The sequence below is a fragment of the uncultured Cyclobacterium sp. genome (assembly GCF_963977555.1).
Classification (GTDB): domain Bacteria; phylum Bacteroidota; class Bacteroidia; order Cytophagales; family Cyclobacteriaceae; genus Cyclobacterium.
The window spans coordinates 301,475-317,294 of the sequence record NZ_CAXBPD010000005.1 but is presented as its reverse complement, the minus strand read 5'-3'; the positions used below and the strand labels follow the sequence as shown (position 1 = coordinate 317,294).

Sequence of the window (15,820 nt, the reverse complement as noted above, 5' to 3'; positions counted from 1 at the left end):
TTTTCTGAAAATGAGGAAAAATTCTTTAGAGGTACTTATTGTTGGCGTAGTAGGATGTCTTACTCATTTCAACATGCCTTGCAGATCAGTTTTAAAATCAGAGGGGCTTGTTTTGTGTACTTGAATTTCGGAACAGTTGTTAAACTGGGTGAAGCCTTTAAGTTCATTACATAAAGCAATGGCAAAGGCAGCCCGATCTTTTACTCCTTCTTCCAATGCCAAATGATTGATATGCAAAATGGATGTTTTTCTGTCTGCTTTACAATCCATTCGAGCCATTAACTTGCCGTTCCACAATATCGGCAAGGAGAAATAACCATATTTGCGTTTCTTTTCGGGTATATAACATTCAATTTGATAGTCATAATCAAACAGAATTTGCATGCGCTTGCGTTGAATAAGTAAATTATCAAAAGGGGAAAGAATTTTCAATTTTGCTTTGTTCAGTGGCTTGTTTAACAATGTTAGGGATTGAGGAAAAGTATAATAGCCGGAGCCATTTACTGTAACCAGCAACAATTCACCACTCGAATGCATTTCATTCAATGCCTTGGTAATAAATGGTTTTGTGTTTTTAAGCAAATAAGAAATCTCAGCGGCCTGCCCTATGCCATTTGCACGGAGGTAACTTTTAATCAAATATCGCAGATATTCCTGCTGTGTGGGAACACTGCGATCGATACCTTCTGGTAAGACACGTTCGGTTAAGTCATATACTTTATGAAAGTTTTTGCGGTAGGAGATCATCAATTCTCCCTGCATGTACAAATTCTCCAGTGCTTGTTTGGCAGGTTTACTTCCCCATTCTCTTACTTTTTCCTTGTGAACAAAGTCTTTTGCCATTAATGGCCCCTCCTTATCTATTCTATTCATTACCGATTTCATCAGCTCAATGTCTTTCTTAAACCAATGCTTTTGTGCACCAGTCAAAAGGGCGTTTTTTCGGGGTAGGCTGTATTTATAGTCTTTCATCGGCAAGTAAGCTGCTGCATGCGACCAATACTCAAATACTTTTTTCTTTGCTACCAGTTCCTCAAGGTGCGAGTTTTGATACTTTGGATTTCTGCTCCATAAGGTGTGATGGTGTGCACGTTGCACAGTAGAAATCGTGTCAATCTGAATATAACCAAGATTTTCTATGCTTGATAAGGTGTGTTCTATCGCTTTTCCTTTTTGTTGAGAAGGAGGTAAATTGTGGGACAGCAATACCAGTTTTTGGGCTTCTTGGATGGAAAGGGTTTCACTCATTAAGTCTTTGGGCCTTACTTGAATTAATAAATATAGTAATTAGCCTTAAAAAAAGAATCGGATGAAATTTTGAGTTAAAAGGTTTTTTAATTTTTACGGATTGTACCATTTTCTCCACTTATGTTTGAGCTCTGGATCAAAATTAGGAATAGTCACATCGTGTGGAATCGAGGTATTAAATAAGTGTGATAAGATGCCTTAATCGGGAGTTTGTTATTCGCTATTATTAAGCCAAAGCGTACTTGCTATTTAGGGTATTTGATCTACACAGAAAGAAAAAATACAGTAAGCCCATTAAAAACAATAAACAACCAATGAAGGTAAATTTTATTCAACTGCCAAAGCGGAGCACACCAGTACTTTTTGTAATACTGTTTCTGCTGTATTTTCAAACTGTAAATGCCCAAATAGAAAGTATAAATTCAAAAACTTATCAGCAGGTTCAAAATGCGGAACATGTTGTGGTTTACCAAGAAGAGGGTAAATTTCTCGGTTGGCCAGCAAATAATGGCGCCTGGTCTGCGGATGGTGTGAACATGCTAGTTGGTTTTACCCGTGGAGATTATGAACTTATCAAAGACAACCACAACATAGGAGGAAATCAGGAAAGTTGGCTGGCTCGGAGTACTGATATGGGAAAGACCTGGGAAGGTTATGATCCAAAAAATTATGTGGGTGACTTTGGCAAAGAACCGGAACTTCTAACCTTGGATAATCCGATAAATTTTTCTCATCCTCAGTTTGCCATGCGTATGGTGGGAACCTCTTACCACGGAGCTGATGATCAGAGAGGACACTTCTTTTACTCCTATAATGCTGGTAAGTCATGGAGTGGCCCCTATCGACTTGGTGTTGATAATATTCGGGACTGGCCTGAATTGAAGAACACTACGCTTCCTGCTCAGACAGAGTTAACGCCAAGAACAGATTATGTGGTAAAAGGAAAGGATGAATGCCTTGTATTCATGTCTGTGCGTGAAAAAGACCAATTCGGAACGGACAGACTTTTTAGTATGCGCACAATTGATGGTGGAAAAACCTTTTCGTTCGTAAGCTGGGTGGTGCCCCCCTTTGACGAAGAGAAAGCAGATCTTTCAATAAAAGTGAACTTAGAAGAAGATGAAGCCTTAAATCCGCATCCAGACCAATGCCGTGCAGTAATGTCTCAGACGGTTATATTAGCAAGCGGGAAGTTGATAAGTGCTATGCGCAGGAGATATGAAGGGCATAATTGGGTTGATGCCTATGTTTCTGAAGATGATGGAAATTCATGGACTTTTCTATCCGAAGTAGGAGATGCTGGGGCTGGAAATGGTAATCCTCCCACACTTAATATAACTGATGAGGGAAGACTTGTGGCAATATTTGGGAACAGAAAAGAGCCAGGGACCATGATGGTGGTGTACAGTGACAATGAAGGTGTCTCCTGGAGCAATCCGAAAATATTGAGAGATGGGTATGGTTCTGAGGATATGGAGACCATTGATCTTGGTTATCCATTATTACTAAAGCGTGAGGATGGTAAAATGGTTGCCCTTTATTATTGGTCTACCAAAGAGGACCTTCACCATATTGCTGCCACCATTTGGGATGCAGACTTATAAGAAGAAAATTTCATTTTTTGATCCAACGGAAAGATTTGTCAATTCTTTATGGGAACCACCTTACTATGATTTACAATCTGAATGGTCAACCCTATAAAAATTTGGGCCAAGATATTTTGTAACTTTTTACACCATTTGGTTTGATGATTCTAATAAGGAATACCCAAGTCGTTGGTTCGGACTTCAATTAGTTTATCTTTCAACAGGCTTTGCATTTCTGATACAACATTGGTGTATTTGGGGTACAAAGCCAGGTTGTTATATTGCCCCTTATCATAATTCATGTCATACAATTCCATGCCGCCTTCAGCTTGCTCTCCATATTGAATATAGGCCCAGTCGGACGAGCGAATTAAGTACCCCATACTACCATTTCGCTGAGAAACGGAAAACGCAAAATCTCTGACTTTTAACGTAGGATTATCAATCAGCGGGGCCAAACTTTTTCCTTGTATAGTACTTGGAGCTTGTAACCCTGCTAATTCTGAAATGGTTGGATAAAGGTCAATTAATTCAGCAAAAGAATGGCACACTGCAGGGGCTTGTCCAGGCATTTTGATGATCAATGGAACCCTGGCAGATTCCTCCATCAGTCCGACTTTCATCCAGAATCGGTGTTCTCCTAAAAAGTAGCCGTGGTCAGAGGTAAAGATAACTATAGTGTTTTCATCGAGTCCTTCTTCTTTTAATGTTTGCAAAACCTTGCCGACCTGGTCATCCAAAAAGGAGGTGGAGGCATAGTAAGCAGCAACTGCTTTTTTCTCTTGTTCGACTGTCATTTCTCCATTTACGCTGTTCACATAATTTATCCCTTGTTCAGGAATGTCATCCCAGTCGTTATCAACCTTTGGAGGCATTACAATTTGCTCATGTGGATAGTTGGCAAATGATGATTTGGGTGCCACAAATGGTACATGGGGGCGGAAAAAGCCTGCTGCGATAAAAAATGGCTCGTTTTTATGCTGGCGAAGGAGCTCCGAAACTTTATTGGCTGTTTCTGCATCTGTCTGAATCTCATTTTCCTCCGTCTTGACAATATGGAGCTGGTTGCCTCCATTCCAATTGGTGTCCTTAGATAAAGTAAGTAAACCAAAAGGATTGTTTTGAACCAATTCGTGCTCTCCCTTTGCATGAACTTCTGGGGCCGGACTGTTAAATCGTTCGGTCCAAGAGTCCGGATCATCCTTGCCATCTCTGCCTTTCAAGACATCAACCGATCCCATATGGAATATTTTCCCTACCCTGGCCGTATAGTAGCCATTGTTTTTGAAAAGCTGAGCCCATGACAGGCGGTCCGGGCCCACTTTTTCACGACCACTTACATAGCCATAGGTCTTAGTTGCATTTGGGTAGTAGCCAAACATTAGGGAAGCTCTGGATGGACCACAGACTGGGTATTGACAGTAGGCTTTTGTGAAACGCGTCCCTTCCGATGCCAAATTGTCTATGTTTGGGGTATGGCTAGCCCCATTTTCATAACTCGACAATGCTGTAGCTGTAAGGTCGTCAGAGATCATAAACAGAACATTCATTCCTTTGTTGTCTTGCGCTTGAACCTGCAAAGATAGCAATGAGAAAAGGGTTAGAAAGAATGATGTTTTAAACCTGCTCTTGCAGAAACCTATGTCTAGAAGGTAACCTTTGCATGTGAAACTTCGGCTGTGTGTTAACATTTATTTGGAGGATTAAACCTGGATTTTTTTTTCATTGGTATTAATTTAAGTCACATTCTCTATCTTTAAAGCAATAGCCTATAATCAGTTGCTAAAATTTTTCATCTCTATTATGGCCCAAAAGCCAATAAAACACCTTTTTTTCAAAAATATTTCATTATAGTGTAATAATATTTAATTCTCGCCACTAACTAAGAAAAAACAGTGAGCAGCGACTTCTACAAATCTTCAATATTACCCTATTCAGCAATAGTCATTAAGATATGCCGGGCATATACCAATACCCAAGAGGATTTTGAAGATTATTACCAAGAGGTCTGTTTACAAATTTGGAAAAGCAGAGACAACTTTCGCCAACAGTCCGAGTGGTCCACCTGGGTTTACAGGTTGTCATTGAACGTATGTCTGACCATGCTGAAGAAAAAGAAAAACAGCTCCCAGTATTTTGCTTCAGATGCCTTGCCTGAAGAGGTCATTGAAGATAGCCAGGCATTTTCAGATGAGGCTCTAAATCATTTGTACGATGCCATTAGGCAATTGTCTGAGATTGACAGAGCGGTTATATTACTTTATCTGGAAGAAAAGTCGTACTTGGAAATAGCAGACATTATTGGGACTAGTCCCAATAACATAGGTGTGCGCATTAAAAGAATTAAAGGACGGTTAAAAAAACGATTAAATGGAAAAGTCAATTGAAACAATTTGGAAAGAAGGTTTTTTGAAAAATGAGGCATTCGTTGGTCCAAAGGTTACTAACCTCTACAACAAAAAATCTATTCATATCATCGACAAGTATAAAAGGATGTTTAAAATTAATTTGACCGCTATTGTGATTGGTTCCATTGTGGTATTAGGAGCATCTTTCTTTGTAGGAATCCCCATCATGGGCATTGGTTTATTCTTGGTTTCAAGTGGGGTATTTATAGTAAATAAAAGGCTGGCGAAAGGCTTGGATGGTATTGATGAAAATGTCAACAGCTATCAATACCTTTTATCTTTCAGGGGCTGGTTGGAGGATCAAGTATCTGTAAATATAAAAATGGCGAGGGTTTATTATCCCCTAATTATCCTTTCTGTCATAATGGGGTTTTGGTTCTCGACCAGTAATGGGGAGCAAGTAAGCGAAACGATAATGAACAAACTTGTTTTGAAATATCCTGACCTGTATGTGGTTTTTGGAATGCCACTAATAGGTTTATTTGCTTTGGTGTTAATTCTTGTCATTATAGCCTTATTTGGAGGGAAGATTTACAAATGGGATTTGAATATGGTCTATGGAAGGGTAATAAAAAAACTTGACGAATTGATTTTAGACATGGAAGACTTAAGGGCCGAATGAAATAAAAGATTTCAACCGAGCAGATTAGCTACAAACAATAAACATTTAAAACCATGAGCATTACAGAGGCAATTGAAGTTTTTAATAAATTATTAAAAACAACTAACAGTAAGCGGGAGACAAAAATTTATAGGAGCTTTATCCGAATCTTGGAAAATTTGGAAAGCAAAGATTTGTCTGAAAGGCAGTCCCCATTGATACAAGAAGAACTTGCCTCCTTGCAATTAGAGGCATCGACAAGCAATGCAAAGAAGTATTATAAACAAAAGCTGTCTGAATTTAAAGCCTTTCTAAAAGAGGAGTTTTATTTCACTACCGAAAAGCATTTTACTGAAATAGGAATGGTATATGGTCTTTTGATCGGTACAGCCATAGGGATTATGTATGAAACGGCTATTGACTCCCAATTAGGATCAAGTATGGGTTTGTCGATGGGGACAAGTTTGGGAATGCTCTTCGGGATCCTTTATGGCGCAAGAAAAGATGCAGATGCTAAAAGGCTGGGAAGGGTTGTTTGATGCTAAACCCTTTTACAAGAATTGAGGCAAACACTAGCGTCTATTATTGGCAGTGGCCTAAACAGAAAAGGCGCCTAAATTTTTAGGAGGATAATTAACCTAATGACGCTTTCTCACCAGCCATGGCATCCCAATCTCCCAGTATTTCAAGGTTTTTTCGTTCGAGTTCACGGTAGCAATCGGGTAGGTCAAAATGATTCAACACACCCATAGGAAAGGCTGAAACAGGCCAGTTGTAGAAAGTGGATTCGGCAACGTCGCTGTAACTGCTCAAAGCATTTTTTAAGATAACTTTTTTGACCTTCTCATTTAAAACAGAAGCAAAAGTGGCGGGCTGGCAACCCCAGCCATTGCCCAGAATAGTGATATCGGTATGACCTGTAGTCTCCAGCCAATTTAAAATGCATAATAAATCATAGGTTCTTTTTCCAATCAATGGTTCATCCATCATATTTGAAAGCATGCCATAAAAATACTCCCTATTGTGAGGAATAGAATAACTAACATGTGTGTTTGGCTGAGTTTGGCCGATTCCTCTCAAATCACAGGCGTAAATTGCATGATCAGAATGATCAGATAGAATTTCTCTTATCTTTTCATCATTGATTAACTCATCATCCATTTCTAGATGGGACACATAAAGGATAACTTTTTCCGGACTGCCATGTGGTCTGGAGTAGATGTTTTCCTCTGTGAGACGATAGACAGCATTGTGAATACCAGGTTCCGTTTCTACAAACATATCCGTTACAAAATTTCGAGGGAACAATGTTTCTTTTCTTCCTCTGTAAATCCGGTAGTCCGAGACTTCAAATTTATTGGGCAAGCTTAAAACCTCAGTCAAAGCCTTCTTTAAATTGTTTGATGAAACTTCTCCTCTTTTCTTCCTCAACTCTTGGGATTGCTTCTTAAGGATCTCAGGGATTGTCTTAGACGCATCCTTAGACAATTGTCCTGCAGGAGTACACCACAGGTCTTCGTCTTTTTCCAATTCGAATTCAGGTTCTTTGCTATCATTATTGACTTTGGTCACTTGATTAAAGAATCCATACATGGCCTCTCTTGCAGGCTGATGATAGCCATGGTAGTCCTCACCTCTAAACAACTGAATATTTCCTTCCGCACCCAATAACTTGTAAAAATGTTGTAGCATTTCAAAGGTCTCTTGCGTTCCCCGAGTGTCAAAGAAGTCCTTTTCTTGGGTAATAAGCATTACCGGTTTTGGCGCCATAGCAGCAATGAAATCAAAATGATCCAAGCCCTTGGCCAAGCCTTTTGGTGCATACTGCTCTGCGTCCTGAACTTCCTGATTCTCCAGATTTCTGCGTATTGTGGTGACAAAACAACTAGGAGCAGCCATCGTCAATCGTGGTTCAACGCCACAAAGCCAGGTGGTTTGGGTGCCTCCACCGGAATTCCCGGTAACCCCAATGTGTTGGTGATCAACTTCAGGACGGGTAAACAAATAATCAATCCCACGAATGGCATCCCAGACAAACCAACCAGCCATTGAATCCCCAACCAAAGTCAGTGGATTGCCGGCATAAATGTGTTCCGTTACCCCCCACTTAGTGGCACTTTCACGACCTGGAGTAGGGTATTGCAAGCGTTCACCTTGACCGATACAATCTATAATCAAAACAACATATCCCTTTCTGGCCAGACTTTGCGCAAAATACTGGTAGGCGCTTGATTTGGCTTCTCTAGTATGGCCGCAAGTTCCGAGTACCGCTGGCATGGGCTGGCCGTTGTTTTTGGGAATGTAAAGATTGGCTGTAACCTTGAAGCCAGGTCTACTTTCGTAAATAATTTTCTCCACAGTGAAGCCATCCCTATCCAATTTGCCAGTTACGATTGGATTCAATGGGTTTTTTTCCGGAAAAGGACCAAGGCAGTCCTTGATTTTATTTTTGATCTCAGCCTGGTATTCCAGTGCTTCATTTTTTGTCTTTAACCCATAAATTCGGTCACTGTGGTTTTTCGATACCTTCCGCACTTTATCGATGTAGTAATTCTGAATCATGGTGGGTAGACGATGGGGAGGTTTATTGGCATCCTTTTCTTCTATCAAACGAGTGGGGCGTTTTTGAGCCTCCGCTTTTAAAATTAATGAAGGTGCCAAGCCTATTCCAAATCCAGATAACCCAGACCATTTGATAAAATTTCTTCGATTGTTTTTCATTACATAAAAGTTTTGCGAAAGATTTTTTTAAGTAAAAGGAGTGTTTTATACAGTCTGTTGCCTATCTAATGGCTTTATTTTATCCAGCCCAGGCTGATTTTTCAAAGCAATTTCCTGGATAATATGAAGCGATTTAGTCTTCGTGGGGTTATTTAATTTTGGGTAGAATGTTAATTATTATTCGCTGGTACCTTGTTATGGCAGGAGTTCCATTGTCCGTCACAGCAAGGATTAAATGAGTAGTTTGGGCTTTGGTAAGTTCAATCCGTTCACCTATTTCTAATGTAACTTTAGCACTATTTGGATTTGAGATGGTGAGTGGTTTGTACCAGTTAAAAGCCCAAAAAGTACCTGCCTCTTTGTAATTAAACCATTGATAAGACAAAGAATCACCATCTGGATCTGTACTTCCACTGGCATCAAACTGAATTTCTTCTCCAGGGTAAATGGTAATGTTTGTCGTTTTATCCACCTTGACCAATGGAGGGTGATTTGCCTCCTCATAGGACTTTATGCACCAGTCCATTCTGGCGGCAAAATCATTTTGAAAGGCTTCTCTCCAACGCCAGATTGTCGCTTGATTGTTAATGTAAATTCGGTCATCTTTACCCATTACTTCATCTATGGCATTTGTCCATATGGCTCTTTGCTCCGGTTCTTGGTGGTCAAAATTTCTGTAGGGTTGAAAGTGAGGTTTGTAAAGTTCATACCTGCCACCCCAGCCTCCATAGTCTGGTCGCTCAGCGACATTCAATCCATTGTCTATCAAACCCAAAAAGCTGGGTGTGTCTCCTTCCATGATGTATTCTACTTCTGGATATTGAGCCCCTAGAGGACCATGATTTTGCATGATGTTTTTTCGGAGCCAAGGGTTTTCTGCCAAGGAGGCATCTGCTCCAGAAGCATATTTCCGATAGGATTCTCCTCCTATTCCATTCCAGGTAGAATGAATATAATCCTCACCTGGACTTACAATATAAAAGAGATCAGGGAATTCATTGCGAATCCATACGCCAGAATCATCCTGATCGGAAATGGCATAAACCCTAAGTTTGGAAACAAATTTATCAAGTTCTTCTTTCGTTCTCGTTTGCCTAATTTTCCAAAGGGCTTGCCCCAAAACGTTGGCACCACCCCAGACAGGAACCCAAACTGCCCTTTCATCTTCCTTGTCCACCACTTTGATCAACCATTCACTTCCTTCAGAGTCATTTCCCTTACCTACGGCAGTCATTCCATATTTAGGAAGTCCTGATTTAATACGTGATAAAAGATAGTCCGCTGTCGGAAACCCTACTTCATGTTTCATTAAATTTGCCTGTACTTTTCCATACGCTTCTACAATCTCTTTTAATCTCCAGGCTGCTGTTTTATCCCGCTGATGGGTAGACGTAGTGGCGATCAATCCCTCAACATCAAATTGATTGCTATACAATAGAAAGCGGACAAGAGATTGGGCATCATCAGGCTCATTCTCTATGTCTGTCAATACAAACACTCTTGGTTTTACAGTAGCTCTTGCATAGAAGGAAGTACAAATTAAAAATAAAAAGACAATGTAAGTGAGTATTTTGTAAGGGACGTTTTTCATATTTAAAATATAATGAATTAATATTACGGTTCAGTATTATTGTGCATATTTTGATCAAGGCGAAAGAATATTTGAAAAGGTTTCGTTTAGTGAGACGTCATTTAAAATGGGTATAGGTCCTACTTTAATCGGTTCTCATATGTTGCTTTCAGTGGTACGATCGTCAAAAAGATAAATTTCATGGTTTGGGTTTATAATTGTTGCCTCAGTTTAACAGGGTTTAAATCACTATGAACCGGAAGGGCTTTTTTTTGGCCGCTGAAATTCAATTTTCAACCAGTTTACTAGGGGGCCACCACATTTGCATGGGGTCAGGCCCTAAACCTGTTTCTATTATCTTTACAACCTCCAGTCTGTGAAGGTCTACTACATGCCCACCGTCTGACTTGGCTTTAAATCCTTCAAGAGTTTCTTCACCATCTTTGCCAATGCTTGTTTTTCCAGCATCTTCACAGCCTACAAAAGCATATTTACCATCGGGGGAGATTTCAACTCCTATAGCAAAGTTGCCAACGGGAATCCTTTTTATTTCTTTTTTGGAAGCTACATCAATAACCGTCAAAGTTCCATTCTTTTCCCAGCCTGCTACGTAAGCCCTGCTACCATCCTTAGAGAATTTGATACGAACAGGCATCCCCGGGCATTCAAATTCGGCTACAACCGTTCTGGAAAACCAATCTATCACTGTTATACTGCCTCCTGTTTGGTTCAATGCCCATAAAAATTTTCCGTCTGGGGTAAAAGCCATTCCTTCCACTCCCCTCCCGGCCGGAATTAATGTTTCCAATACGCCGGATTCCCTGTTGATAACCGAAATATTTTCAGAAGAAATATTGGCAGTCAAAAGATACTTCCCATCAGGTGCGAGGTATACCATGTGTGAAATTTCACCCCCGGTAGGAATGGTACGTGAAACCGTATTAGTACCAGTTTCCACTTCGACCACATATCCAGTTTGGCCGGCTGTAAAATAAGCATGTGTTCCTTCGGGTGAAAAAGCAGCTCCATGTATTCGAACATACGCTCCAGTATGGACCGTATCAACCTGCTGCCTTTTCATCAAATCAACTACAAAAATCTTATCTCCAGGTGCCTCATAACTACTTAGGTAAGCAAATCGTTGATCCGGTGATATCGTAATTTCATGAGGGTTGTTTCCTATGTTAATGGTTTCCAAAACTTCCATTTTAACTGGATCCAGGTAAGATAAAGTATTGGAATGTTTATTGGCAACAATCAATACCGGGTCCGTTTTACGGGTAGCATATAAGTCTCTTTTAGACATACGTCTGATGCGAAGGTCATAGCCTGGTTTGTCGTCATGCTTGACATAGTAACTGAAGAGCATATGATCACCTACTTCATGAATCGCAGTATAGGCGTAAGAGGCATGTATACTCTCTTCAAGATTTTGAATATTTTCCCAGGATTGACCTTCATCCCGGGAAACAGCCACCGTGAGCGGGGTCCTTTTCGATTTGAAATATCCTGGTCCTGATTTGCCGTTGTTATTCCAGGCCAAAATTAGGTCCCCAGTTCCGTTCAATCTAGCCAGTGAAGCGGGAGCAATTGGAGATGGTATAATGGTTTTTTTCGCGAGGCTCCAGGTGATGCCTTCATCAAGTGAAATTGAACTGTATTGTGTGCCTTGATTTGTCCGAATATTCATTATGATCCTCCCGTCTTTCATCTCCACTACGCCGGGCTCCTGAGTGATCACATTAACGGGTGCCGGCAGTACTTGTCCCCTTTTCCAGGTATCGCCCATATCATCCGAATAAAAACATCTGAGTTCACCTCTGTGGCGCCAATCAGAATTTGGTGTTTTGTGTAGAGATACGGGTGCCAAAATCCTACCACTTTTCAACTGAATAACACGGTCATTATTTAATACAAAATAACCTGTTTGGTCAGTGATTACCGGCTTAGGTTCACTCCAGGTCTGTGCTTCATCACTTGATATGCGCACCATAGGTATACAGTCTTCTAATGAATTTTTCCTGGCATAAAATAAAGCTATGTTTCCATTCTGTAATCTTAAAAATGAGACGGACATCACATTCTGATCACCTTCCTTTTCAACGATTAGTTGGTCTTTTTCGGACCAGGTCTTGCCAGCATCTTCACTAAACCTGCCCATAATCTGAGCAGGTGCATGATCACTGGTAGAATTCATAAAGCGGGTGTAAGCAAATAAGATGTTTCCATCTTTAAGCGTGATAAAATCACCTTCACTGTTACGGGGATTGTCAGATGAAGAGCGTATATCAGTATAGGTGCCAGGTACGTTTTGGCCTTGTGCAATTAATAAGCTTGAAAGGTTAATAAACAGTATTGTCAGACCAATTAGAAGCAAATGCCCTGTCATTCCTAATGGTGGTATTTGATTTGTGGTTTTACTCATTATTTAAGTACTAAATTTGAAGCAGTGTTTGTTCCAGAATATTTAATTTAATAAGGATGTATTTTCCGAACCGTTAAAGATTAAATACAATTGTTTTTATTCGATGACTACTTTTGGAAGTATTCAATTTAAAACGGTACAGTTTGAGGGAGCCATATGACTTCCTCAAAGTCAATACAAGATAAGAAATATAAGTCCCAAATCGACTGATTTGGGATGGGTGGTCCAGGGGTTCTGCTTGGCTGGGAGTTTTTCATAGTTTTAAGAAAACCATTACGCATTATTAGACATTTTTTGTGTCAAATTTTTATTTATGTAGGTAATTTAAGAACAGCCTTATGAGTAGTCGGTTTAATTGCTACTGCTCAATTGTCTTATGTTTATGCGAGGATTGATGGATTTTACTTTACTTACAGTATAAACATGATCATTTTTTCAGCACAGAAGTCAGGAGGTTAAGGAAAATTCGAATGGATTCTATTTATTTGGTCACATTACTTTGGAAAAGTCTTATTTCGTGTTTCGTTTATTTATTTGAACCAGTTTTTATTTGTATTTTTATTGCTTTTAATGAAATAAAATTTTAATGAAAATTCTTTCAGGGCAAGATTTAGTATGATTCATTGCTACTGAGGTTAGTGAAGTGGAGGGTTCATAAACTGAGAATTAAAAATTATCCTATAAAAGCACCAAATGAAGAATACACTGAAAATACCAATACTATTCCTATGCCTTGGCCTAAGCGCCCTGACTATGAAAGAGGTAATACCCTCGTCTACCAGAAGCATTGAAGAAGTAGCTAACCTGCTTTTAAATCCATCTTTTGAGTTCCATTCGTTCATGAGTCACCGAACAGGGAAAGCTTCAGATTTTCAGTCACACAATGTAGCTTTCTGGAACACTGAGGCATGGGGTGATATTGAAGTAATGCGTGAATCTCATGTTTCCATACCCATAAGACCTGATTTTTCAGCCCATAATTTGGTAGCAATAAGTCCTGGTAAAAAGATATGGCAATTTTTCACCCTTCCCGAGGCAGGTCTGGCTTATGGGGACGAATTGAGTTTATCCGTATATGGCTACCAAAAAAAGGCAAATCAGATTAAATCTGCCATCAAAGTGATAAAAACTGATAGTGAAGATGGTGAGTGGAGTCCTAAGGACTTTGGAATGAAAGACAGTCGTAGTTTTCCCAAGCACTCGAGAGGTGAGCTGGTTGTAGCTAAAGAATATAGCGCATCAATGGAAAAACCTGGGACCATTAACATTCTGGTAGAAAATGCTACGATTATTGGAAAAGCAAGTGTTGGAAATAAGTCAGGTTCAAAAGACATAAATACGGTTGGGATTCAAGTTGAGTTCGAGAATTTAAGTTTATCCGATACCGTCTGGGTTTACGCTCCAAAGCTAAGCGTAAAAAACTCGAATGATAACATTACGCACCCTTCTAGGGAGATGGTTGCCAGCTACAGGTACCTTCCAAGAACAATTCAAAAATTATGGAAGGGAGAAGCAATTCACATTGTCGTAATGGGATCAAGCATTGACCGGGGTAGTGCCAATCCTCCAATGTATCTATATGATGAAAATCCGGAATCTGAGACCTATAAGCAACCTCTTTCAGAGGATATTTTTGATGCCGGTAAAGCGGGGCGACCGGATCTTGATGGCTATATTGGACAGTGGAGGCATTATTACAGTTACGCGGGAAGGCTAAAGCTTGAGCTTATGAGAAAATTCAACGTAACCGCGGACAAAATATGTCTTAATTTCATGGCAGCTGATGGTTCAAGTATTGGTGAATCACATTCAGGATTACAAGAGTATTTTTCATTATCAATACCACCCGATCCTGGATTGAATGGTCATAAGAAGGGGGAAAGCTGGGAAAGTTTATATCCAGATCTTTTTAATCGCAATGAAGGAGCGAGACCCGACCTCGTAATTTTTGGGAGTGGCGCCAATGAGAAAACGGATACGCCAGATGAGGTTGCTGTTTTTGAGGGAGCTATACGATGGATTCAGCAAAATTATCCCAATACGGAATTCTTGTTTAGCCCTTATCAGAATCAGGGTAGATATACGCCAAATACAGTGGACCTTCAGGCGCTATCTTTAAGGTACCAGATCCCATATATGGATTATCCAAAAATTGCTGATGACCTTACAAGGTGGGCAAATAAGTATTCTCTTACTCCCTTAGATGGTCATCCGCAAGCAGCAAGCCATTATTTATGGTTTAAACAACTGGAGAAAGCATTTGAGTGCTGGAATCCGATCGCCCCTGGTCAAGCTCAGCTCCAATTGCCTGAAAGGCTTCATCCGAATACCTACGGTTGGGAAGGGGACATGCTGACTTTTGATTCTACCAGTTCAAGAATAAATACCAATAGATTCATATTTGAAGACAATGCGATTAATAGTTGGGGAAAAACTGACAGTGAACCTCCTGTTCCCTATGTTGATGGGGTAAAGTTTGAATCGAGAAAATCAAGTCCATCCTACAACCTTCGCAATTCAATGTTTCGGTATGGGCGAACCAGTTTGGGAGACAGGCATATTCTAGAAATAGCAGGAGAGAATGCCAAATTAACCTATGTGGATTCCAAAATAAATCCAAACAGACGCTTTTTTTCCGTTTCAAATCCAAATTGGAACTTAATGGGACATGTAATAGTGCCCTTCCATTCGGAATGGGGAGCTCCATATGGTGCAGAGAAAGTTAGGCTTAAACCCGAAGAATACATTGAAATAGAAGTGGTTGGTACGGACATTTCAGTGGCTTGGGTAGATAATCCGGATGCCGGTTCACTAGCTGTTTTTGTTGATGATAAACTAGTCATGTCCCAATCTTGTAATACAGGCTTCATCGATACTGATGAAAAAGTGAATTACTTGGAAAATCGCAAAGGGATATTGAATTTAGGTTTTGGCCTACATAAGGTTCGTATTCAAGCAAAAGATGCCGCTGTAGAAGTGTTAAGTCTTTTTACCTATGATTCCCGGTCAAATATCAGCTTAGAGCGAAGGTTGACAGGATTGGCCTTTGGGGGAGAAACGCTGGAATTTACGCAACCTTTTAAAACCAGACCATTGGTAATATGTACAGGAGATTTATCTGTGGACACGGAAGATATTTCAAATACTGAAGTCAAGTTTTCAGGTGCATCTGGAAGTTATATTATAATTGGTGAATAAGAAATATAGCTTCATCATTTTTATCTGATTGAGGTGAAGATGGGAAAATGCAATAGACTATCT

At 40.0% G+C, this 15,820-nt stretch carries 10 protein-coding genes; 5 read left to right on the top strand and 5 right to left on the bottom strand.

Going from position 1 to position 15,820, the window contains the following annotated elements; all coding sequences use genetic code 11:
* Positions 1–63: 63 nt before the first annotated feature.
* Positions 64–1,248 (bottom strand): crosslink repair DNA glycosylase YcaQ family protein, encoded by a 1,185-nt coding sequence (locus AAC073_RS08525; RefSeq protein WP_339923430.1) that lies wholly within the window; start codon positions 1,246–1,248, stop codon positions 64–66.
* Between the two features lie 314 nt (positions 1,249–1,562).
* On the opposite strand from AAC073_RS08525, the gene AAC073_RS08520 reads away from it, so the two are divergent.
* Positions 1,563–2,852, top strand: a complete 1,290-nt coding sequence (locus AAC073_RS08520) for a sialidase family protein (protein WP_339923429.1) — start codon at positions 1,563–1,565, stop codon at positions 2,850–2,852.
* 149 nt (positions 2,853–3,001) lie between these two features.
* Here AAC073_RS08520 and AAC073_RS08515 read toward each other — a convergent pair whose 3' ends face one another.
* A complete protein-coding gene (locus AAC073_RS08515; RefSeq protein ID WP_339923428.1) occupies positions 3,002–4,525 on the bottom strand; it encodes a sulfatase in 1,524 nt (507 codons plus the stop codon).
* A 204-nt stretch (positions 4,526–4,729) separates the two neighbouring features.
* Here AAC073_RS08515 and AAC073_RS08510 point away from each other — a divergent pair, with 204 nt between their 5' ends.
* From AAC073_RS08510 to AAC073_RS08500, 3 genes are read left to right on the top strand one after another with little or no spacing between them, the layout of a single operon-like run.
* Positions 4,730–5,221: a sigma-70 family RNA polymerase sigma factor gene (locus AAC073_RS08510; RefSeq protein ID WP_339923427.1), complete on the top strand. Its 492-nt coding sequence runs from the start codon at positions 4,730–4,732 to the stop codon at positions 5,219–5,221.
* Positions 5,205–5,864 (top strand): hypothetical protein, encoded by a 660-nt coding sequence (locus tag AAC073_RS08505; protein WP_339923426.1) that lies wholly within the window; start codon positions 5,205–5,207, stop codon positions 5,862–5,864. The genes AAC073_RS08510 and AAC073_RS08505 overlap by 17 nt, the downstream gene beginning before the upstream one ends.
* 53 nt (positions 5,865–5,917) lie before the next feature.
* Complete coding sequence (locus AAC073_RS08500; RefSeq protein ID WP_339923425.1) at positions 5,918–6,382, top strand: hypothetical protein; 465 nt, start codon at positions 5,918–5,920, stop codon at positions 6,380–6,382.
* A 94-nt stretch (positions 6,383–6,476) separates the two neighbouring features.
* On the opposite strand, the gene AAC073_RS08495 is transcribed toward AAC073_RS08500, so the two are convergent.
* The 3 genes from AAC073_RS08495 to AAC073_RS08485 all read right to left on the bottom strand — a co-directional run bounded on the left by AAC073_RS08495 (position 6,477) and on the right by AAC073_RS08485 (position 12,559).
* Positions 6,477–8,564: an acetylxylan esterase gene (locus tag AAC073_RS08495; RefSeq protein ID WP_339923424.1), complete on the bottom strand. Its 2,088-nt coding sequence runs from the start codon at positions 8,562–8,564 to the stop codon at positions 6,477–6,479.
* Between the two features lie 148 nt (positions 8,565–8,712).
* On the bottom strand, positions 8,713–10,155 hold the full coding sequence (locus AAC073_RS08490) for a nucleoside hydrolase-like domain-containing protein (RefSeq protein ID WP_339923423.1): 1,443 nt from the start codon (positions 10,153–10,155) through the stop codon (positions 8,713–8,715).
* 265 nt (positions 10,156–10,420) lie between these two features.
* The gene (locus AAC073_RS08485; RefSeq protein ID WP_339923422.1) at positions 10,421–12,559 is read right to left on the bottom strand and encodes an exo-alpha-sialidase; all 2,139 of its coding nucleotides are present in this window, start codon (positions 12,557–12,559) and stop codon (positions 10,421–10,423) included.
* 753 nt (positions 12,560–13,312) lie between these two features.
* Between AAC073_RS08485 and AAC073_RS08480 the strand changes: the two genes are divergently transcribed.
* On the top strand, positions 13,313–15,757 hold the full coding sequence (locus tag AAC073_RS08480; RefSeq protein WP_339923421.1) for a hypothetical protein: 2,445 nt from the start codon (positions 13,313–13,315) through the stop codon (positions 15,755–15,757).
* Positions 15,758–15,820: the final 63 nt, after the last annotated feature.

Bases quoted from the DNA above. Each gene is read 5' to 3' on its own strand.
- AAC073_RS08525 (WP_339923430.1), bottom strand. From the start codon at position 1,248: ATGAGTGAAACCCTTTCCATCCAAGAAGCCCAAAAACTGGTATTGCTG.
- AAC073_RS08520 (WP_339923429.1), top strand. From the start codon at position 1,563: ATGAAGGTAAATTTTATTCAACTGCCAAAGCGGAGCACACCAGTACTT.
- AAC073_RS08515 (WP_339923428.1), bottom strand. From the start codon at position 4,525: ATGTTAACACACAGCCGAAGTTTCACATGCAAAGGTTACCTTCTAGAC.
- AAC073_RS08505 (WP_339923426.1), top strand. From the start codon at position 5,205: ATGGAAAAGTCAATTGAAACAATTTGGAAAGAAGGTTTTTTGAAAAAT.
- AAC073_RS08500 (WP_339923425.1), top strand. From the start codon at position 5,918: ATGAGCATTACAGAGGCAATTGAAGTTTTTAATAAATTATTAAAAACA.
- AAC073_RS08495 (WP_339923424.1), bottom strand. From the start codon at position 8,564: ATGAAAAACAATCGAAGAAATTTTATCAAATGGTCTGGGTTATCTGGA.
- AAC073_RS08490 (WP_339923423.1), bottom strand. From the start codon at position 10,155: ATGAAAAACGTCCCTTACAAAATACTCACTTACATTGTCTTTTTATTT.
- AAC073_RS08485 (WP_339923422.1), bottom strand. From the start codon at position 12,559: ATGAGTAAAACCACAAATCAAATACCACCATTAGGAATGACAGGGCAT.
- AAC073_RS08480 (WP_339923421.1), top strand. From the start codon at position 13,313: ATGAAAGAGGTAATACCCTCGTCTACCAGAAGCATTGAAGAAGTAGCT.